Origin of the sequence: Verminephrobacter aporrectodeae subsp. tuberculatae At4 (assembly GCF_000193225.1) — a bacterium.
GTDB classification, from domain to species: Bacteria; Pseudomonadota; Gammaproteobacteria; order Burkholderiales; family Burkholderiaceae_C; genus Acidovorax; species Acidovorax aporrectodeae.
Window position 1 is genome coordinate 1 of the sequence record NZ_AFAL01000358.1, and the last position, 19,976, is coordinate 19,976.

Annotated in this window: 16 protein-coding genes and 2 tRNA genes; all 18 read right to left on the minus strand. The window is 65.6% G+C overall.

What is annotated here, in order from left to right; translation table 11 throughout:
- Positions 1-1,200, minus strand: a 1,200-nt coding sequence (locus VTU_RS0107785; protein WP_010102985.1) for a class II D-tagatose-bisphosphate aldolase non-catalytic subunit, incomplete at its 3' end; no start/stop codon positions are given.
- On the minus strand, positions 1,184-2,116 hold the full coding sequence (locus VTU_RS0107790) for an ROK family protein (protein WP_010102986.1): 933 nt from the start codon (positions 2,114-2,116) through the stop codon (positions 1,184-1,186). The genes VTU_RS0107790 and VTU_RS0107785, both read right to left, overlap by 17 nt.
- 17 nt (positions 2,117-2,133) lie before the next feature.
- Positions 2,134-3,330: an AgaS family sugar isomerase gene (locus VTU_RS0107795; RefSeq protein WP_010102987.1), complete on the minus strand. Its 1,197-nt coding sequence runs from the start codon at positions 3,328-3,330 to the stop codon at positions 2,134-2,136.
- A gap of 4 nt (positions 3,331-3,334) precedes the next feature.
- Positions 3,335-4,210, minus strand: a complete 876-nt coding sequence (locus tag VTU_RS26510; RefSeq protein WP_040892498.1) for a DeoR/GlpR family DNA-binding transcription regulator — start codon at positions 4,208-4,210, stop codon at positions 3,335-3,337.
- A complete protein-coding gene (locus tag VTU_RS0107805; RefSeq protein ID WP_010102989.1) occupies positions 4,207-5,301 on the minus strand; it encodes an ABC transporter ATP-binding protein in 1,095 nt (364 codons plus the stop codon). Before VTU_RS0107805 ends, VTU_RS26510 begins: the two co-directional genes overlap by 4 nt.
- Positions 5,288-7,384, minus strand: a complete 2,097-nt coding sequence (locus VTU_RS0107810; RefSeq protein ID WP_010102991.1) for a DUF5107 domain-containing protein — start codon at positions 7,382-7,384, stop codon at positions 5,288-5,290. The genes VTU_RS0107805 and VTU_RS0107810 overlap by 14 nt, the downstream gene beginning before the upstream one ends.
- Complete coding sequence (locus tag VTU_RS0107815) at positions 7,381-8,226, minus strand: carbohydrate ABC transporter permease (RefSeq protein WP_010102992.1); 846 nt, start codon at positions 8,224-8,226, stop codon at positions 7,381-7,383. The genes VTU_RS0107810 and VTU_RS0107815 overlap by 4 nt, the downstream gene beginning before the upstream one ends.
- Positions 8,227-8,228: 2 nt before the next feature.
- On the minus strand, positions 8,229-9,113 hold the full coding sequence (locus VTU_RS0107820; protein ID WP_169315378.1) for a carbohydrate ABC transporter permease: 885 nt from the start codon (positions 9,111-9,113) through the stop codon (positions 8,229-8,231).
- Positions 9,114-9,156: 43 nt separating this feature from the next.
- Positions 9,157-10,437 carry an ABC transporter substrate-binding protein gene (locus VTU_RS0107825; RefSeq protein WP_010102996.1) on the minus strand — a complete coding sequence of 427 codons (1,281 nt, stop codon included), beginning with the start codon at positions 10,435-10,437 and terminating at the stop codon, positions 9,157-9,159.
- A gap of 181 nt (positions 10,438-10,618) precedes the next feature.
- Positions 10,619-10,951, minus strand: coding sequence for an AzlD domain-containing protein (locus VTU_RS0107830; protein ID WP_029554194.1), 333 nt, complete (start codon positions 10,949-10,951; stop codon positions 10,619-10,621).
- Positions 10,948-11,634, minus strand: coding sequence for an AzlC family ABC transporter permease (locus tag VTU_RS0107835; protein WP_010102998.1), 687 nt, complete (start codon positions 11,632-11,634; stop codon positions 10,948-10,950). Before VTU_RS0107835 ends, VTU_RS0107830 begins: the two co-directional genes overlap by 4 nt.
- Before the next feature lie 233 nt (positions 11,635-11,867).
- A tRNA-Gly gene (locus tag VTU_RS0107840) sits at positions 11,868-11,943 on the minus strand.
- Between the two features lie 83 nt (positions 11,944-12,026).
- Positions 12,027-14,462: an endopeptidase La gene (gene lon / locus VTU_RS0107845; protein WP_010103000.1), complete on the minus strand. Its 2,436-nt coding sequence runs from the start codon at positions 14,460-14,462 to the stop codon at positions 12,027-12,029.
- A gap of 81 nt (positions 14,463-14,543) precedes the next feature.
- Positions 14,544-15,809, minus strand: coding sequence for an ATP-dependent Clp protease ATP-binding subunit ClpX (clpX, locus tag VTU_RS0107850; RefSeq protein WP_010103001.1), 1,266 nt, complete (start codon positions 15,807-15,809; stop codon positions 14,544-14,546).
- Positions 15,810-15,923: 114 nt separating this feature from the next.
- Positions 15,924-16,532, minus strand: coding sequence for an ATP-dependent Clp endopeptidase proteolytic subunit ClpP (clpP, locus tag VTU_RS0107855; RefSeq protein WP_010103004.1), 609 nt, complete (start codon positions 16,530-16,532; stop codon positions 15,924-15,926).
- A gap of 69 nt (positions 16,533-16,601) precedes the next feature.
- Positions 16,602-17,918, minus strand: a complete 1,317-nt coding sequence (tig, locus tag VTU_RS0107860) for a trigger factor (RefSeq protein WP_010103010.1) — start codon at positions 17,916-17,918, stop codon at positions 16,602-16,604.
- A gap of 89 nt (positions 17,919-18,007) precedes the next feature.
- Positions 18,008-18,094: transfer RNA gene (locus VTU_RS0107865), tRNA-Leu, on the minus strand.
- Between the two features lie 146 nt (positions 18,095-18,240).
- Positions 18,241-19,976, minus strand: a 1,736-nt coding sequence (polA, locus tag VTU_RS0107870) for a DNA polymerase I (RefSeq protein WP_010103012.1), incomplete at its 5' end; no start/stop codon positions are given.

Genomic DNA, 19,976 nt, shown 5'->3' on the forward strand with positions numbered 1-19,976 from the left:
CGTTTGCGCGAGCGCCTGCACGGGGTCGGAGAAATGCTGTTCCAGCAGCGGCGCCAAGGGCCGGGGCTGCTCCGCGAGCCACTGCATCAGCTGCGCGACGGCTTGGCTGGCGGCAGGTTGCGCCCAGTAGTAGCGCACGCGGTCCGCGTAGCTGAAGTGGCGCAGCAGTCGCAGCGTCTGCGCGTCGCCGCCGTAGTGCCGGCGCCAGTGCTGCGGGTCGGCCAGCATCAGCTGCTCCATCACCTGCGCCAGCGCTGCCCGCGGGCCTGGGGGCGCGAGCCAGGCGGCGAGCGCGTCCAGGGCGTAGACCGCTTGCCGATAGGCAAAGGTCAGCGCCGGCCCCACTTTGAGCACGGTGAAATGGCGCCGGGCCAGCGCGGCAAACACGGGCGGTTTCTGGTAGTCGGTGGAATGGGCTTCAAACGCCAGCTGCGGGTGCGGCGCGAGCACCGGCGAGAGCAGGTCGGGCGCTTGCAGGTCGAAGTGCTGCACGTGGTCGGGACCGAACTCCAGCCCGGGCTGCACCACCAGGCCGGCCACGCGCGCCCAGGCCGGCTCCAGGCCCTGCTGCGCAAATGCCTGCTGGTGCGCGGCCAGGGTCTCGCGGGCACTGTGCGCCGAGGTCGCGAGCGCGTGCACGGGGCCGTCCTCGGCGCGCGCGCCACCGGGCGGCGGCACTTCGGTGCCGATCACATAGCTCAGGCTCTGCGGGTCCGGCGCTGCCTGCTCGCACACCTGCGCCAGCTGCGCGGCGCGCTCGGCGCTGAGCGCGTCGCCCACCTGCGCGGCCTCACCGGCGCAGCCCTCGGAGCAGTCCAGGTGAATTTTTCCAAAGCCCGCCTGCACGTAGGACGCGACCAGGGCCTGCGCGTGCGCCATGGCGCGCGCTGCGTCTTGGTCACGCCAGACCTGCGGACCCAGGTGGTCGCCGCCAAACAGCACCAGGCTGCGGTCCACGCCGTGGGCCTGGCAAATGCGATGCACGTGGGCGATGAAGTCCGCCGCCTGCATTCCGGTGTAGCCGCCAAACTGGTTGACTTGGTTGCTCGTGGCCTCGACCAACAGGGGGCGTTGCCGGGCCTGGGCGCATAGCAGGGACGCCAACAGCACCTGGGGATGGGCCGAACACACCGACGGCGTGCTCGCCAGGCTGGCACGGTCGGCGCGGTTGCGTTGGTTCAGATCACGCAGGTATTGCATGGCGGTTTTCCTGAAGTCGCTGCGCCAAAATGGCCGCGCCGCGCACGCCGCTGCTGTCGCCAAACTGCGCGCTCGCAAAGCGCGGTGCGCGCAGACCCGGGAGCTGGTGCGCGGGAAAGGCCTGGGCCACCTGCTCGGGCAGGCCGGGAATGCGCGAGAGCCCGCCACCGAACACCACGCAGTCCGGGTCGATGGCCAATTGCATGGTGTGCAGCAGCTCGCACAGCAGCCACAGCCATACGCGGTACACGGTTTGCAGCTGCGCGTCGCCGCGGGCGTGCCCCTGCGCGATGTCTTGCGCGCCCAAGGCCCGGCCCGTCAGGTGCTGGCACAGCCGCGCCATGCCCGGGCCGGACACATAGGTTTCGTAGCAGCCGGTGCGCCCGCAACCGCAGCGCAGCACGGGCAGGCGCCACTGCTCGGTGCAGTGCACGGGCAGGGCCACGTGGCCCACCTCGCCGCTGATTCCGAGGTGGTGCAGCATCAGCTCGCCCTGGCGGCACAGGCCCCCACCGACGCCGGTGCCGAGGATCAGACCGAACACCAGCGCCTGCCCTGCGCCGGCGCCACCCTGCGCCTCGGACAGGGCAAAGCATTTGCAGTCGTTCTCCACGGCGATCGGGCGCCCCAGGCGGGCGCTCAGATCGGCCTGCAGCGGCTGGCCCATGGCGGACAAATTGGCGGTCGTCGAGAGACCGGTCTGGCGGTCGATCAGCCCCGGAATGCCCATGCCGATGGGCAGGTGCGCGTCGCCCGCGCAGCCTTGCAGCCACAGGCATTGCTGCTCGATCGCGTCGAGCAGCCCGGCGTACGCGCCCTGCGGCGTGGCCACGCGCTGGCGCTGCACGGGTTGCAGCTGCGCGTCGTACAAGCAGGCCTCGATCTTCGTGCCCCCCAAATCAATGGCGCCCCACATCGTGCGTGCTCCCGGGGTCAGTCCGCCGGCACGGGGTACAGCGTCACGCCGCTGACCACCCGGGTCAGGTTGCCGCTGGCAAACGGGTTGTCCACGTTCAGCCCCATCGCGTGGGACCAGTGCATGGCCATGTACTGCGCGAACAGCGCGTACAACACCAGGCTCCAGCCGGCATGCTCTGCCGCCGGCAGCACCACGTCGCACTGCGCTGCGGCCGGGCCGATGGTGCACACCGCAGCCGCGCCAAACTGGCGGCGAATCTCCTGCGCCACGTCCAGGTCGTAGCGCCGGGTGTGCGGGTCCGCCGAGACCAGCACGTGCACCCGGGTGTGGGCGTTCACGAAGGCTTTCGGGCCGTGGCGAAAGCCCAGCGTGGAGTCCCACTGCGTCGCCACCGCGCCGGCGCTGAGCTCGAGCACCTTCAGCGCCGATTCGCGGGCAATGCCGAGCAAGGGGCCGCTGCCCAGGAACACGGCGCGCTCGGGGCGGCCCTGGTCGGGCCGGTCGGCCCAGGCCGGCAGGGCTTGCAAGACGTTCGCTGCCGCGTCGGCCAGCCCGGGCAGCAGCTGCGCCAGGGGCTGCGGCGGCGCGGTGTCGAAGCAGGCCAAGGCGCTCAGGAGCATGGTGGTGAAGCTGGAGGTCATCGCAAAGCCGGCGTCGTCGGTCTGCGCGGGCAGGACCAGCGTGCGCAATCCGCCCGGCCCGGGCACGGCGCGCAGCGCCAGGGCGCCGGCTGCGTTGCAGGTGATGTGCAAGCGGTCGGCGTCGGGGGCCAATGCGTCCAGCGCGTCCAACGTGCCCAGGCTCTCGGAGCTGTTGCCGCTGCGCCCGAACGACACCACCAGGAGGGGGCCGGGCAGGTCGGCGGGCAGAAAATGCCGGGGCTGCGCCACCAGGTCGGTCGTCGCCAGCGCACGGTAGCGCGCGGTCGCGGCCCCCGCGCGGCCGCACGGTGTGGCGCTGCGCGCGTTCAGATGGCTGGCCAGGGCCTCGCCGATGAAGGCCGAACTGCCAGCACCGCAGAACCACACGGCCGCGTGCCGTGCCTGCTGCAACCAGGCCTGCAGCGCGGACAGCTGCTGCGCCAGCCGGGGTTCCCAGGCGCGCCAGACCGCGGGCTGCGCATGGATTTCACGCCAGGTGTGCCACTGCCGTAGCGCGGTGTGCGCATCTGCGGCGCAGCTGCCGTCAGGGGTGGGGGGGGTAGGGGTCATGGATTCAGGCGGGGGTTGATGCAGGGTCGGCGCGAATCACCCGGGTTCCGCGCGCGCTCAATGCGTTGGCAATGTCCAGCGGCAAGCCGGTATCGGTGACGATGGTGTGGATGCGGTCGAGCACGCAAATGCGGTGCAGCGCGGGCGAGGTGAATTTGCTCGAATCGGCCAGCACCACCACGCGCGTGCAGGCGCCCATCATCGCAGCGCCCTGGTGCGCCTCGGCCTCGTTGAAGGTGCTCAGCCCGGCGTCGGGGTCGATGCTGTCCGCGCCAAAGTAGCCCGTGTCAAAGCGCATGTTCTGCAACGTGGTTTCCACCATGCGCCCGCTCAGGGATTTGGACTCGACGCGCAAGGTCCCTGCGGGCAGCATCAGGGTGTGCTGCGTGGCCCCCCAGAGCGCTTCGACGACGTTCAAGCCGGTGGTCAAAATGGTGCGCCCGGCGACCTCGCGCAGCTGGCGCGCAAAGATCGCGGTGGTCGATCCCGAGTCCAGGATGATGGACCGGTCCTGCTCCAGCAACGGCAGCGCCGCCTTGCCGATGGCGTGCTTCAAATCGCGGTTGACCACGGCTTTGTCGGCCAAGTTGGGCTCTACGAAGAGGGGGCCCTCCGCGGGGGCCTTGGCCCGGTTGACCAGCGACATGGCCAAGGCAATGCGGAATTCAGGGATTCCCTTGTAGCCAAAGTGGCGGCTGTAGCGCAGCACCGTGGGCTCGCTGACCTGGGCTGCGGCGGCTATTTCCTGGATCGACTTGTGCATGAAGTCCGCGGGCGCTTGCAGCAGGTAGCGGCTGATGCGCTTGAACGCGGTGCTGATGTTGCCCTGCTCGGCGCTGATGGTCTCCATCAGGGAGCGGGTCGGGGTTAGCGGCGTCATGCGGGTTTCTCGAGCGGGGCCAGGTTGCGCCCCTGCGCGTCGAACAAGATCACGCGCTCGGCCACGAGCGAAACGCCCACCTGCTGCCCCAGCTTGAACCGGGCTTGGCCTGGCAGGCGCAGCGTCATGCGCTGGCCATCGACCAAGTGCCCATGCACCATGGTGTCGCTGCCCAGTTGCTCGACGACTTCGATCCGCAGGTCCAGCGCCTGCGCGTCGCAGCTGAGCCGGCAGTCCTCCGGGCGCACCCCCACTTCCAGTGCCTGCGCTGCGCCGGGGTTGACGCGCGCGTCCAGGTCCAGGCAAGAGTCCCCGGCGAACAGCAAGCGGCTGCGCCCGGCGGTGCAGTCGCTGGTTTGCACGCGGATGAAATTCATCGTCGGCTGGCCCAGGAATCCTGCGACGAAGCGGGTCGCGGGCCGGTTGAACAGTTCCAGCGGCGTTCCGACCTGCTCGACCACGCCGGCCTGCATCACGACCATGCGCGTGGCCAGGGTCATGGCCTCGACCTGGTCGTGGGTCACGTAGATCATGGTGTTGCCCAGCTCCTGGTGCAGCTTGGCCAGTTCCACGCGCATTTCGGCGCGCAGCGCCGCGTCCAGGTTCGACAGGGGTTCGTCAAACAAGAAGATGCGTGGCTTGCGCGCCAGCGCCCGGCCAATCGCCACCCGCTGGCGCTGTCCGCCCGAAAGGGCCTTGGGCTTGCGTTCGAGCAATGCGTCCAGGTGCAGGAGGGCGGCGACTTCGCGCACCCGGGCGGCAATCGCCTCCTTGCGTTCCCCGGCAATCTTCAAACCGAAGCCGATGTTTTGCGCCACCGTCATATGCGGGTACAGCGCGTAGGACTGAAACACCATGGCCACGCCCCGCTCGACCGGGGCGGCGTGGGTCAGGTCCTCGCCGTCCACCAGCAGCCGGCCGCCGCTCACCGGCTCCAGCCCTGCGATGCAGCGCAGCAGCGTGGACTTGCCGCAGCCCGATGGCCCCACCAGGACGATGAACTCGCCCTCGTGCACTTGCAGATTGCAGGACTTGATGATGTCCACGCTGCCATACGCCTTGTGGATGTTTTGCAGTTCAACGCTGGCCATGAAGGGAGTGCTCCGCGTTTGCATCGGTTGCAGGCTGCGCGCCCTGGCCCTGGCCCTGGCCCTGCATGCGAAAGTCCAAGTGCGCGGGCAGCGGGTGGCGCGCTTGCCACTGCTGCCAGGCGGCCTCGCTCCAGCGCTCGGCCAACTCGGCCTTGCACAGGCCTTGCTGCAAGCGGGTCCAGAGCGTGTCGAGCAGGCTCTCGCCCTCGCGCACGGTGGCAAAGGGGCGCTCGAGCCAGTGCGCGAGCAGCGGCCAGTCCTGCGTCTCGGCCGCCAGCCGGGCCTGCGCGAGACGGACGCGATCGAGCGCCTGCACGGCGGACGTCAGGCCGCCGAGAAACGCATGGGCCGCGCGCACGCGGCCCGTGTCGAGCATGTCGTTGGCGATCTCCACCGCCAGGACCAGGGGGACCCCGGGCGAGTGCCAGGCCGCGTCGTAGGCGATCTCCCGCGCACCCACGTTGGTTTCCACCAGGGCCCTTTGGCGATACCCCAGCCAGGTCGGCCGCAGGTTCAACGAACGCTGGTAGCCCTTGCGCGCCTGCGCGAGATCGCCCCGGTCGTGGGCCGCCATTCCCAGGGCCAGCGCGTGCAACCAAGTATCGCCATGCCGATCCGCGCTGCGCTCCAGCGCGGCGCACCAGCGGGGCGACGTGACCCAGGTCTGCGGCATGCGCTCCAGGCTGGCGGCGCTGAAGCGGCCGCTGCGCAGCAGTTCATCCCACGGGTCCGGGTCTTGCTGGCCTTGCGGACCTTGCTGGTCCTGCAAGGGACAAGCAAAGTCCAGCCCCGGCGCCAGCGCCTGCCCGGTCAGCTGCTCGTGGCGCATGCCCCAGGCCGACCCCGCGTGCAGGCGCTCGGTCACTGCCTGCGCCGACACGCCGCGCAGGAAGGCATCGACCTCGGCGAGGTCCGTCGCGTCCACGCGCGCCTGGACCGCCTGGGCGACGGCGCGGGTCGCCGTTTGGTAGTCGCTGTGGTGCGCCAGTTCGGGCGCCACCTGCACACCGGCGTAGGCCTCGGTCCAGTGCAGCTCGCCGTGCGCGGGCAGCGCGAAGCGCTGGTTTTGCGTGGGCGTGATGCCGCTTTGAATCTCGACGTAATGCCCGCGGCCGGGCTGGGACAGGAAGTCCATCCAGTGCTGGCCGCCCCGGCCCGTGCCAAAGTAAAAAAACTTGCGCCCCTGCATCTGCGCACTGGCCACGTGCGCCAGGCCCCTGCCCTGCGCGTCCAACGCCGCGATCCACAGCGGTTGCGGCGTTTCGGTGCGGAAAAACACCGAGCAGGCGTCGGTCCAATTCCCGGGGTAGGAGCCGTCGAACCGCGCGGGGTCCGGAAAGTCGAAGCGCTCGAGCTGGTTGCCCGGCAGCACGTGCTCGATCGCGTAATCGGCCGGGCTCAGAACGCGCATCCCCGGGCTCGCGGGAACGGCCATGTTCGTCCACCAGTAGGCCTGCTTCTCCCAGGCGTCGGCGTTCACGATGCGGCCGTGGACGAACAAACGGTCCTGGCCCTCGGGCAGAAACAGGTCGATCTGCCAGGTGGCCTCGACGATGCGGTCGAATTCATACAAGCGCAGCACCGGGCCCCGCGCGCTGTGCACCACGCCGGCAAACACGGCGCAGCAGCTCACCGGCGTGTGGCCGGGTATCAGCCCATTCCACTCGACCCCGCCGGAGAACCAGGCGTTGAGCGAACCCAGGTTCGCGGGCTGGAACACCGGGTTGGCAAACAGCAGTTCCCGGTCCGCGGCCTGATCGCGCAAACTGAGCAGGCGCCCGCCCAGATGCGGGGCGAGCAGCGCCGTCAGGCGGCCATTGCTGAACTCCAGCACCGGCATCTCGCCCGGCGCTTGCGCGCGGTCGTATTCGCCCAGCACCTGGTACGGCAAGATCGAGTCCGCCCCCCAGGCGAAGCCCCGGGCGGACTCCTGCGCGTTCAGCCCCCGGTTCGGCGGGGTCGGCTTGCTGCGTATCGGCTGCTGGTGCGCAAAATACGGCAAGGGGTCGGGCGCCCCCAGGTGGGACATGGGCATGGCCCGGGTCGTCCAACGCACCGTGGTGGTGGCGGTTGCGCTCGTCATTTCACTCCTCCCATGGTGATGCCGCTGATCATGCGTTCGGACATGAGCACGAACAGGATGATGGTCGGAACCATCACGATGGTGATGCCGGCGAACAGGCCCGGCCAGTCGCCGCCCGAGTACTGCATCGAAGAAATCAGCGCGTAAATGCCCAGCGACAGCGTGCGGTTCCCGGGGCTGTTGATGAGCACCAGCGAGAGCTGGTATTCGTTCCACAGGCCGACGAAATTCAATATGGCAACGGTGGCGATGCCGGGCATGGCCAGGGGCATCATCACGTGCCAGAAGGTTTGAAAATCCGAGCAGCCGTCAATGGTTGCGGCCGACTCGATCTCGCGCGGCAGCGAGGCAAAAAACCCCGTGAGCACATAGATCGTGAACGGCACGGACAGGGCCACGTACACCAGCGACAGACCCGACAAGCTGTCGCCCAGGCGCAGCGCCGTGATGATCACCACCAAGGGCACGAACAACAGCGGAATGGGCACGCCCATGCCAAGAATGAAGAAGTTGGTCAAGGCCTCGCGCCCCCGAAAGCGCGCACGCGCCAGCACGTACGCGGCCGGCACGCAGACCACCAAGAGCATCAGCACCGAGACGGACACCACCCACAGGCTGTTCAGAAAATAGTCACCAAAATGGCTGCTGACCCAGGTTTTCACATAGTTGCCCCATGCCGGGTCGCGCGGCAGGCTCCAGGGTTGGCCAAACAGGTCGCGTGTTTTCTTCAGCGACGCCAAACAGATCCAGACCACGAAGAACACGGTCGCCAGGGACCAGGCACCCACCACGGCGTAGGCCAGGGCACGGCCCAGGCCGCGCTTGAGCTTGCGCTGCGCCATGCTCAAAACTCCAGCGGTTCGCGTTGCAGGCCGGCGCGCAGCACCAGCACCGCGCCAATGGTCACGGCCAACATGGCCACGCCGATCGCGGTGGCGTAGCCCAGCGCGTAGACCGGTTCGCGCTGACCAAAACCCATGATGTAGAGGTAGATCGCGGGCGTGTACAGGTCCTGCGAAATATTCGGTCCACCAAAGGCGTAAGGGAACTCCATGATCTTGATCGCCTGTATGCACCACAGCACCATGGTGATCACGATCACGTCCCAGATCATGGGCACGGTGACGTATCTGAAAATCTGCCACTGGTTTGCGCCTTCGAGGCGCGCCGCCTCGAACAGGTCGGCGGGCACCTTGTCTGCGCCCGCCAAAATCAGGATCGTGAAAAAGCCGCTGCAAACCCACACCAGCCCCACCAGCATGGCCCAAAACACATTTTCCGGCGCGGTCCAGGAGACGCTGGCCCAGCGCTCCAGGCCCAGGCCTTTGAGCACGTTCGTCAGCAAGCCATAGCGCGGCATGAAGACGAACGACCAGAAGGTGGTGATGGCGGTGACCGCAATCACGTTCGGCATGAAAATCAGCGCGCGAAACAGCTTCTTGCCCCACAGGCCGGAGCTCAGCAGCATGGTGAATACAAAGGCCAGGCCGAATACGCAGGCGCCGCCGACCACGAGGATCAACAGCATATTCGTCAGCGACAGCCAAAACACCCTGTCGTTCCACAGCGCGACGTAGTTGGCCAGGCCCACCCACTGCATGCTGTCGGAAAACCCCGAGGTCTTGAACAGGCTGATGTAGAAAGCCTGCCCTGCGGGAAACACCAGCAAGCCGAGATACAGCAGCAGGGCCGGTGCCAGAAACGCCGTCACCATGCGCGCTCTGATCACGAAGCCCCCTCGAATGCCAAGCCGCAGCGGACTCTGGCGTGTTTCACTTTTTCCCGGCCCAAAACTCCCTGGTTTTGGTCGCCAAGGTATTCACCAGCTGCTGCGGCGTGCCTTCGCCGAGGAACATTTTGTTGAACTCCGGTGCCAGCACCGTGGCCGTGAAATCGGGGTAGAGCATCTTCAAGCCGCCCCCGAAATTCGACAGGGCCGTCGCTTCGCGGGCTGATTTTTCCGCGTCGGCCAAGGCCGCGGGCCAAGCCACCGCCCGGCGCGTAGCCCCCACCTGGCCCTCGGTGACCAGGATTTTCTGGGCCTGTTCACTGACGACGAACTTGATGAAGTCCACGGCCTCCCGGGGATTGGGCGCCGTCTTGAGCACCATCATCGAGAGCAAGGCCACTTGCAAGTCGGTTTGCTGGCCCTTGCCGTTTTTCACGGCGGGGAAGTTGAACGCGCCCCATGGGAAATCCTTGCCCGCGCTCTCGCTCAACTCCGTAGGCAACCAGGAGCCCACGAGCGCGCCCATGCTGTCGCCCAGGGCAATGGTTTGCTGGCCCGCAGGGTACTGAAAACCCCGCGCGTCCTTCGGAATACACCCCCTGTCCCACAGCGCACGCGCCATTTGGACGGCTTGCAAAACGCCAGGCTGCGTCCAGCCATTGCCGGTTTTGTCTTCAAACAGCCGGACCATGCTGTTCGCGCCATAAATACGCTCCAACAGGTGCGAGAAATACAGCATGTTGTAGTCCGACACATTGCCCTCGATCACCAAGGCACTCTTGCCGACCTTCTGCACGGCGGAGCACAGGCCGAGCAACTCATCCCAGGTCTTGGGCACGCTGGCCCCGGCCTTTTGCATGAGCTCGCGGTTGTACCAAAAGTTGACGGTGTTGTAGACGTAGGGCACGGAGTAGACCCTGCCGTTGCGCGCGTAAATGTCCAGCGCGCCGGGCAGCAGGCTGTCTTTGAACGCCGGGTCCATGTCCTGGGTAATCTCCAGCCCGGCGCCTGCGGCCTGCAGGCCGCCAAAGAGCTGGTCGCCGTCCTGGTCCATGAAGTCCACCTTGGCGCCCGCCTGCAATGCGCTGCGCAGCTTGGTCTGGTTCTGCCGACCGTTCCACACGACTTTGAACGTCACGTCGGGGTGCGCCCGGGTATAGGCCGCCATGACCGAGCGCAGGGCCTTGGCCTGGGGTTCCGGCTCATTCCACATCGACCAAAAGCTCAGTTCCTTGGCCGACAACCCCATGGCGGCAGCGCCCAGCAGCGTGGAAAGCAGCAGTTTTCTCGTCAGCGACCACCGCAGTGGCGTCCTTTTCGTCATGGATATCTCCTGAGGGGCATGGGGAAGACCCGCTTGCACGGGGTGGGCGGTGCTTGCCGGTTCGATCGATAAGTTGCGTAATTTTATGGATATTTTTCGGTGTGATCCCAGGGGAAACCCTTGGATCATGTTCTTTTTACAAAATCCATGAAATCCATGAGGGGCACGTGGCCAAGGAAGATCAGAGCCATGCTTTCACCAGGCCATAAACTGCGGCACCCGACAGAGCTGGCAAGGCCACGCCAGAAAATACACGCTGGCTCCCCCACGTCGTGAGCAGCCCGGTGAAAACGGCTGCGAGTTGCTGGGTACCTGCTTGAACGATCATCGGCCAAAGCATTACCACCATCAACGACGCGACCGCAGCAGACCCGCTTGCCCGTGAGAGCCGACTTAGAAGTTCCGCATGGCGCGTTTCACTGCGCTGCTGCCACAACATGGGGAGCAGCCTCATCCCAAATGTTCCAGCCCCACAGACCAGGATCGTCAAGATCCTTGCATCGAATTCGATCATTTGCCCCTCCGCGACCAACACCCTGCGATGGCCCCTGCTGCGATTCCCAGGGGGATCGCAGCAGCCGCTGGTATGCACAGAAGCAGGCCCGCTGTTGCGAGCGCCCCCACAATGGTTGGTGAGCACAGGACGCGTCCTTTCATGCTCAGGAGCAATGCAAAGAAAAATGCCGGCAGCACAAATGACAAGCCATCGCCCAGCGCAGGAAAGCGCACGAGAACTTCTGCGCCAATCGTGGCGCCCAGAATCGTTCCTGCAACCCAGGACAGGTAGGCCCCCAGTTGCAGGCCAACGTACCAATGCTCCCGGTCGTCAGCCGCGATTCCCTCCATTCGTGAAACAACGGTCGCGAACACCTCATCCGTCATGCCGAAGGCAAGAAGAACCGGCGAAACGGACCGTTTGCCGGTTCCCAGAAGATCGGCAATCGGGCGCCCATACAACAAATGCCGGGCGTTCATCAGTAGCACAGTCGGCGCGACCGTCAGGACCGTGCCCCCCGCCGCAAGCAAGCTGACCAAGACGAACTGCGACCCGCCGGCGAACACAATGCCCGATATCAGCATTGCCAGTCCGGGGGTCAGGCCCGCTTGAACTGCGGCGACGCCGAAGGCGAAGGCAATGGGCAGGTAGCCTGCGACGATTGGCAGGCTGTCCCACAATCCGCTTTTGACGCCTTTCATGATGGGAATGCGGGCTTGCGGAACGCCAATACATGGGTGCCGCCTGCCCAGTCACTCGCGCCGATGGTCGCAAGGACGCGGCGATGGCCTACCCGTTCGGATCCCGCAAAAGCCAACAATTCTGACCCTCGTCAACCCAGCTCGTGCCGCTCGCAGAAATGAAAACAGGGCCCTCGGAGGGGCCCTGTTTTCAACGACTTGCAGACGTCCGTGGATGTCTGCAGATCAACTATTGGAGCGGGAAAAGAGTCTCGAACTCTCGACCTCAACCTTGGCAAGGTTGCGCTCTACCAACTGAGCTATTCCCGCATGTTGCCGCTTGGCCTGGACGGTGCCGGCTGCGACAGGCGCGAATTGTAGCGCCTTTCTTCGGGCCCGCGCAAGAAGTGGCTTCAATGTTTCAAACCATCGGTCGCAACCGACGCGCTGACGGGCTTGTCTGCTGCAGCGGCGGCAACCACCACGGCCACTTCCTCGTCGATCAGCGGCATGGGCTTGCTGGCCAGGGCCACTTCCAGGGCCTTGTCGATCCAGCGCACGGGGACGATCTCCAGGCCGCTCTTGACGTTGTCCGGAATCTCCTGCAGGTCTTTGACGTTCTCCTCGGGGATCAGCACGGTCCGGATGCCGCCGCGCAGTGCGGCCAGCAGCTTCTCCTTCAGGCCGCCAATGGCCGTGACCTCGCCGCGCAGCGTGATTTCACCGGTCATGGCCACGTTGCCGCGCACGGGGATTCCCGTGAGGGCCGAGACGAACGCGGTGATCATTGCCACGCCCGCGCTCGGGCCGTCCTTGGGCGTGGCACCGTCGGGCACGTGGATGTGGATGTCGCGCTTCTCGAATGCCTCGTCCTTGATGCCGAGCATGCGCGCGCGGCTGCGCACCACGGTGCGCGCGGCTTCCACGGATTCCTTCATCACGTCGCCCAGAGAGCCGGTGCGCGTGATCACGCCCTTGCCGGGCATGGTGGCGGCTTCGATGGTCAGCAGATCGCCGCCCACTTCGGTCCAGGCCAGGCCCACCACCTGCCCGATCTGGTTCTGCAGTTCGGCCCGGCCGTAGGAGTACTTGCGCACGCCCAGGAACTCGGGAAGCTTGTCCTCCGTCACCACCACCTGCGGCTCGAACTGCTTGAGTTGCAGGCCCTTGACCACCTTGCGGCAGATCTTGGACAGCTCGCGCTCGAGCGAGCGCACGCCGGCCTCGCGGGTGTAGTAGCGCACCATGTCGCGCACGCAGGGTTCGGTGATGTTCAGTTCCTCGTCCTTCACGCCGTTGTTCTTGAGCTGCTTGGGCAGCAGATACTTCATGGCGATGCTGACTTTCTCGTCCTCGGTGTAGCCCGACAGGCGGATGACCTCCATGCGGTCGAGCAGCGCGGGCTGGATGTTCATCGAGTTCGAGGTGGCGACGAACATGACGTCGCTCAGGTCGAAGTCAACCTCCACGTAGTGGTCGCTGAACGTATGGTTCTGCTCGGGGTCGAGCACCTCCAGCAGCGCGCTCGAGGGGTCGCCGCGGAAGTCGGTTCCGAGCTTGTCGATCTCGTCGAGCAGGAACAGCGGGTTGCGCGCGCCGACCTTGGTGAGGCTCTGCAGCACCTTGCCCGGCAGCGCGCCGATGTAGGTGCGGCGGTGCCCGCGGATTTCGGCCTCGTCGCGCATGCCGCCCAGCGCCATGCGCACGTATTTGCGGCCCGTGGCCCGGGCGATGGACTGGCCCAGCGAGGTCTTGCCCACGCCCGGGGGACCCACCAGGCACAGGATGGGCGCCTTGACCTTGTCCACGCGCTGCTGCACCGCAAGGTGCTCGAGGATGCGGTCCTTGACCTTGTCGAGGCCGAAGTGGTCCTCGTTGAGCACGCCCTCGGCATTCACCAGGTCGTGCTTGATCTTGGTCTTCTTGCTCCAGGGCAGGTTGCTGAGCACGTCGATGTAGTTGCGCACCACGGTCGCCTCGGCGGACATGGGCGACATGAGCTTGAGCTTCTTGAGCTCGTTTTCGGCCTTCTTGCGCGCTTCGGTGGGCATCTTGGCGAGCTTGATCTTTTTTTCGATCTCCTCGATGTCGGCGCCTTCGTCGCCTTCGCCCAGTTCCTTCTGGATGGCCTTGACCTGCTCGTTCAGGTAGAAGTCGCGCTGGTTTTTTTCCATCTGGCGCTTCACGCGCCCGCGGATTTTCTTGTCGACGTTCAGGATGTCAACCTCGCGGTCGAGCTGCCCGAACAGGTTTTCCAGGCGCGCCTTCACGTCGGAGAGGTCGAGCACCGCCTGCTTGTTCTCGAGCTTGAGGGGCAGGTGCGCGGCGATGGTGTCGGCCAGGCGGCCGGGGTCGTCGATGCTGGAGATCGAGGTCAGTATCTCGGGGGGAATCTTCTTGTTGAGTTTGACGTATTGGTCGAACTGCTGCATCACGGCGCGGCGCAGGGCCTCGATCTCGCTCGGCTTGCTGACGTCGGGCGTGGCCTCGACGGGCGTCACGGTGGCCACGAAATGGGTTTCCGCGTCGCCGATGCACGCCACCTGGGCGCGTTGCTGGCCTTCGACCAAAACCTTCACGGTGCCGTCGGGCAGTTTCAGCATCTGCAAGATGGTGGAGACGCAACCGACGTCGAACATGTCCGACACCGAGGGCTCGTCCTTGGCCGCGGTCTTTTGGGCGACGAGCATGATGCGGCGCTCGGCCACCATGGCCATCTCGAGCGCCTTGATGCTCTTCGGGCGGCCCACGAACAGCGGGATGACCATGTGGGGAAACACCACCACATCGCGCAGCGGCAACAGCGGCAGATCGATGGAGATGGCTGGCAGGGGGGTGTGTCCGGGCATGGAAATCCTCAAGGTATTGCTGCGGAATATGGTCCAGATACAGCGATTTTCAACCCTTGCGCGCTGTCCGCTGCAGGCATTTCAGGCCGTCCTCGCCGCTTCGCGGTAAACGAGCAACGGTGGTTTGTTTTCCTCGATGGTGGACTCGTCCACCACCACCTTTTCGACGTTGCTGGTATTGGGCAGGTCGAACATCGTCGTGTTCAGTGATTGCTCCAGGATCGAGCGCAGACCCCGCGCGCCCGTCTTGCGCGCCAGCGCCTTGCGCGCGATGGCGCGCAGGGCGGCGGGGCGGATCTCCAGATCCACGCCTTCCATGGCCAGGAGCTTGCCGTACTGCTTGACCAGCGCATTCCTGGGCTCGGTCAGGATCTGCACCAGCGCAGCTTCGCTGAGCTCGGTCAGCGCCGTCACCACGGGCATGCGGCCCACCAGTTCGGGGATCAGGCCGTACTTGATGAGGTCTTCCGGTTCGATCTCGGCGAACACCTCGGTCAGCGAGCGCTGCAGCCGGCTCTTGACCGAAGCGCCGAACCCGATTCCCGAGGCTTCGGTGCGGTTTTCGATGATCTTCTCCAACCCGGCAAACGCGCCCCCGCAGATGAACAGGATGTTGGTGGTGTCGATCTGCAGGAAGTCCTGGTTCGGATGCTTGCGCCCGCCCTGCGGCGGCACGCTGGCCATGGTGCCTTCGATGAGCTTGAGCAGCGCCTGCTGCACGCCCTCGCCCGAGACGTCGCGGGTAATGCTGGGGTTGTCCGACTTACGCGAGATTTTGTCGATCTCGTCGATGTAGACGATTCCGCGCTGGGCGCGTTCGACTTCGTAGTTGCAGCTTTGCAGCAGTTTCTGGACGATGTTCTCCACGTCCTCGCCCACGTAGCCGGCCTCGGTCAGCGTGGTGGCGTCGGCCATCACGAAGGGCACGTTCAGCATGCGCGCCAGGGTCTGCGCGAGCAGCGTCTTGCCCGAGCCCGTGGGCCCTATCAGCAGGATGTTGCTCTTGGACAGTTCCACGTCGTCCTTGCGCGCCCTGTCCTTGTGGCGCAGGCGCTTGTAGTGGTTGTACACCGCAACGGCCAAGGTGCGCTTGGCCATGTCCTGGCCAATCACGTAGTTGTCGAGGTTGTGCTTGAGCTCCACCGGCGTCGGCAGATCGCTGCGCGCTTCGCGCACCGGGCCCCCGACGGGGATTTCGTCGCGGATGATTTCATTGCACAGGTCGATGCACTCGTCGCAGATGAAAACCGACGGGCCGGCGATCAGTTTCTTCACTTCGTGCTGGCTTTTGTTGCAGAAAGTGCAGTGAAGGGGTTTCTCGTTGGAAGCGCCTTTTTTCTCGGTCATGGAGCGGTGCCTTTTTACGGAAAGTTGTCAGAGTTGATAACCCAAGTGGGGAACGGCGTTTGTCCCCCAGGGGAAAACGCCGCCGTGTGAACCTGCTGCCATCCTAGGCTAAAGCTAGGCACGTTTGCTGATTACCTGATCGACCAGGCCGTATTCCCTGGACTCGTCGGCCGACAGGAAATAGTCGCGCTCGGTGTCGCGCTGAATCTTCTCCAGCGGCTGGCCCGTGCGCTCGGCCAGGATCTTGTTGAGCTGCTCGCGGGTCTTGAGGATTTCGCGCGCGTGGATCTCGATCTCGGTCGCCTGGCCCTGCATCCCGCCCAGCGGCTGGTGGATCATGACCTTGGAGTTGGGCAGCGCAAAGCGCTTGCCCTGGGCGCCGGCCGCAAGCAGGAAGGCGCCCATGCTCGCGGCCATTCCCGTGCACAGGGTCGAGACGTCGGGCTTGATGAAGTTCATGGTGTCGAAGATCGCCATGCCGGAGCTCACCGAGCCGCCGGGGGAGTTGATGTAGAACGAGATGTCCTTGTCCGGATTTTCGCTCTCGAGGAACAGCAGCTGCGCCACCACGAGGTTCGCAGTCTGGTCGTTCACCGGACCGACCAGGAAGATCACGCGCTCTTTGAGCAGGCGCGAATAAATGTCGTAGGACCGCTCGCCGCGGCCCGACTGCTCGATGACCATGGGGATCAAACCCAGGCCCTGTGTGTCCAATGCGCTCATGTTTTTTTCCAATCAAGCGGAGATGCCGTACCCGGCCCCGTGTTCGCCGGAGCCGACCGCGCGGGCCGATCAGCCCTTTTGCGCCATCAGTTCGTCGAACGCTATGGCCTTCTCGACCACCTGGGCCTTGGTGAATACGAATTCGGCGACGTTGTTTTCCGTCACCAGCGCCGCGAGGTTGGCCAGCCGCTGCCGGTCGTCGAGGTGCCAGCGCACCACCTCTTCGGGCTTCTCGTAGCTGGCGGCCAATTCCTCGACAACGGCCCTGAGTTGCTCGGGCCCGGGGTGCAGCCCGTTGACACGCGCCAATTCGGCAACGATCAGGCTCAGGCGCACACCGCGCTCTGCCTGGGAACGGAACAGGGTTTCGGGAAATGCGGTCTTCTCCATGATCCTGATGCCGGTGCGTTGCCTGAATTCGGCCTGGGCGGTTTCCTGCAGGCGGGCGATTTCGGCCTGCACGCTGGCCGTGGGCAGATCGAGCTCGGCGCGCACCAGCAGGGCCTCCATCACGGCCTGCCGGTTGCGCACCTGCAGGCGGAGTTTGACTTCGCGCTCCAGGTTCTTCCTGACGCTGGCGCGCAGGCCCTCCATGGAACCGTCGGCGACGCCCAGCGACTTGATCAGGGCTTCGTTCACTTCGGGCTGGTGAACGGATTCGATCTTCTTGACCGTCACCAGGAAGTCTGCCGTCTTGCCGGCCACGTCCTGACCCCGGTAGTCGGCGGGGAAGGTCTGCGGGAAGGTCCTGCTCTCGCCCGACTTCATGCCCCGCACCGCGTCTTCGAACTCCTTGGACATCCGGCTTTCGCCGATCAGAAACTGGAAGTCCTCGGCCTTGCCGCCCTCAAAGGGCTCGCCGTCGATCTTGCCCTGGAAATCGACCGTCACGCGGTCGCCATCCTGCGCGGCTGCGTCGAGCGCACGCTGGGCGAAGCTGCGGCGCAGCTTGCGCAGGACCTCGATGGTCTTGTCGATGGCCGCATCGGGCACGTCGGCGGACAGCTTTTCGATTTGCGCGTCGGCCAGATCGGCGATCCGGACTTCGGGAAACACTTCGAAGAAGGCATCGAACGTGACTTCGTCTTCGGGAGCCCCTTCCTTTTCGGAGATGCGCAGATGGCCGGCAATGCGCAAATTGGCTTCATTCGCGGCCACGGAAAAGGCTTCACGGACCTTGTCGCCGAGCACTTCGGAATGCACCGAGATGCCATAGCGCTGGGCGACCACGCTCATGGGCACCTTGCCGGGACGGAAACCGTCCATCCTGACGGTGCGCGCCAGGCGCTTGAGGCGCGTGTCGACCTCGGTCTGGATCAGGGTCCGGGACAGGCTCAGCGTCATCTTGCGCTCGAGCTTGTCAAGGGTTTCAACAGTAACGGCCATGGTTATTCCTTTAATGAAGGTGGATCGTGCCGCCCACCCGTACGGCGGCGCCGTGCTCCGCAAAGTCTTCTTGCAGGCGCAGGGGGAGGTGGTGCGCGAGGGGGGACTCGAACCCCCACACCATTGCTGGCGTCAGGACCTAAACCTGGTGCGTCTACCCATTTCGCCACCCGCGCGGTTGCTGCAAACAAGCAGGTGGCAAGCCCCAAGGAAACCTGCTTGCCACCTGTGTGAAATCGGACAGCCGGTGATTTTACCCTGATGCAGGCAGGCTGGACCCTTGGAGCCCTTGTCCTTTCCAGGAGCCATTCAGGCATTCGGCTCAGTGCGCCTTTTCCCAATTCGGCCCCACCCCCACCTCGGCGAGCAGCGGCACCTTGAGGGCAGCGACCTCGGCCATGAGGCGCGGGATCTCGGTTCTGACCCAGTCCACCGCGCTCTCGGGCAGTTCAAACACCAGTTCGTCGTGCACCTGCATGATCATCTGGACGTCGGGCTGGTGCGCGTCCAGTTCCTTTTGCACGGCCACCATGGCCATCTTGATCAGGTCGGCCGCCGTTCCCTGCATGGGCGCGTTGATCGCGGCGCGTTCGGCGCCGCTGCGCCGCGGGCCATTGGGCGAGTTGATCTCGGGCAGGTACAGGCGCCGACCGAACACCGTCTCCACATAGCCCATGGACCTGGCGGCCACCTTGGTGTCGTCCATGTACTGCTTTACGCCGGGATAGCGCTGGAAGTAACGGTCGATGTAGGCCGCTGCGGCCTTGGTCTCGATTCCCAGGTTCTTCGCCAGGCCGAAGCTGCCCATGCCGTAGATGAGGCCGAAGTTGATGACCTTGGCGTAGCGGCGCTGCTCGGTGCTGACCTGGTCCACGGACACGCCAAACACCTCGGCGGCGGTGGCGCGGTGCACGTCCTGCCCGGCGTGGAAGGCTTGCAGCAGCGCAGCGTCGGCGCTCAAGTGGGCCATGATGCGCAGTTCGATCTGCGAGTAATCGGCGCTCGCGATCACGCGGCCTGCGGGGGCCACGAAGGCCTCGCGCACGCGGCGGCCTTCGGGCGTGCGGATGGGGATGTTCTGCAGATTCGGGTCGTTGCTCGACAGGCGCCCCGTGACCGCCACGGCCTGCGCATAGTGCGTGTGCACGCGCCCCGTGCGCGGTAGCGCGAGCTGCGCGAGCTTGTCGGTGTAGGTGCCCTTGAGTTTGACGAGGCCGCGGTGTTCCAGCAGCTTGGCGGGCAGCGGGTAGTTTTCGGCCAGCTTCTCCAGCACCTCCTCGTCGGTGCTGCGCGCGCCGGTGGCGGTCTTTTTGACCACGGGCAGGCCGAGCTTGTCGAAGAAGATTTCGCCCAGCTGCTTGGGGCTGCTCAGGTTGAAGGGCTGGCCCGCGAGCGCATACGCCTCGGTTTCCAGTTGCAGGATGCGCTGGCCCAGTTCATGGCTTTGACCGGCGAGCGTGGGCGCGTCGATCAGCACCCCGTTGCGCTCGATGCGGTACAGCGCCTCGCTGCTGGCGATTTCCAGCGCGTAGACGAAGCGCAGCTTGTCGTTCGCCTGCAGCAGCGGCCACAGCGCCTGGTGCACGTCCAGGGTCTGGTCGGAGTCCTCGCAGGAATAGGCCGCCGCCTTGTCCAGCGGCACCTGGGCAAACGGAATCTGGTGCGCGCCCTTGCCGCACAGCGCTTCGTAGCTGATGCCTTGGCGGCCCGTGTGGCGTTCGGCCAGGCTGCCCAGGTTGTGCGGCTTGTGCACTTCGAGCACGTAGCTTTGCAGCATGGTGTCGTGCACATAGCCCTGCACCTCGATGCCGTGGTTCGCAAACACATGGCGGTCGTACTTGACGTGCTGGCCCAGCTTGTGGCGCTGGCCGTCCTGCAGCCAGGGCCTGAGCCGCGCCAGCACCGCGTCCATGGGCAGCTGCGCGGGCGCATCCGGCCCTTCGTGGCGCAGCGGGATGTAGGCCGCCTCGCCCGGCTGCACGCTGAACGAGATGCCGACGATGCGCGCGCGCATCTCGTCGAGCGAATCGGTCTCGGTGTCCAGTGCCACCAGCTGTG

Coding starts and splice junctions, on each gene's coding strand:
- VTU_RS0107810 (WP_010102991.1), bottom strand. CDS start 7,384: ATGACGAGCGCAACCGCCACCACCACGGTGCGTTGGACGACCCGGGCC.
- VTU_RS0107795 (WP_010102987.1), bottom strand. CDS start 3,330: ATGACCCCTACCCCCCCCACCCCTGACGGCAGCTGCGCCGCAGATGCG.
- VTU_RS0107815 (WP_010102992.1), bottom strand. CDS start 8,226: ATGGCGCAGCGCAAGCTCAAGCGCGGCCTGGGCCGTGCCCTGGCCTAC.
- VTU_RS0107825 (WP_010102996.1), bottom strand. CDS start 10,437: ATGACGAAAAGGACGCCACTGCGGTGGTCGCTGACGAGAAAACTGCTG.
- tig (WP_010103010.1), bottom strand. CDS start 17,918: ATGGCCGTTACTGTTGAAACCCTTGACAAGCTCGAGCGCAAGATGACG.
- VTU_RS26510 (WP_040892498.1), bottom strand. CDS start 4,210: ATGACGCCGCTAACCCCGACCCGCTCCCTGATGGAGACCATCAGCGCC.
- clpX (WP_010103001.1), bottom strand. CDS start 15,809: ATGACCGAGAAAAAAGGCGCTTCCAACGAGAAACCCCTTCACTGCACT.
- VTU_RS0107835 (WP_010102998.1), bottom strand. CDS start 11,634: ATGAAAGGCGTCAAAAGCGGATTGTGGGACAGCCTGCCAATCGTCGCA.
- lon (WP_010103000.1), bottom strand. CDS start 14,462: ATGCCCGGACACACCCCCCTGCCAGCCATCTCCATCGATCTGCCGCTG.
- VTU_RS0107830 (WP_029554194.1), bottom strand. CDS start 10,951: ATGATCGAATTCGATGCAAGGATCTTGACGATCCTGGTCTGTGGGGCT.
- VTU_RS0107790 (WP_010102986.1), bottom strand. CDS start 2,116: ATGTGGGGCGCCATTGATTTGGGGGGCACGAAGATCGAGGCCTGCTTG.
- clpP (WP_010103004.1), bottom strand. CDS start 16,532: ATGAGCGCATTGGACACACAGGGCCTGGGTTTGATCCCCATGGTCATC.
- VTU_RS0107805 (WP_010102989.1), bottom strand. CDS start 5,301: ATGGCCAGCGTTGAACTGCAAAACATCCACAAGGCGTATGGCAGCGTG.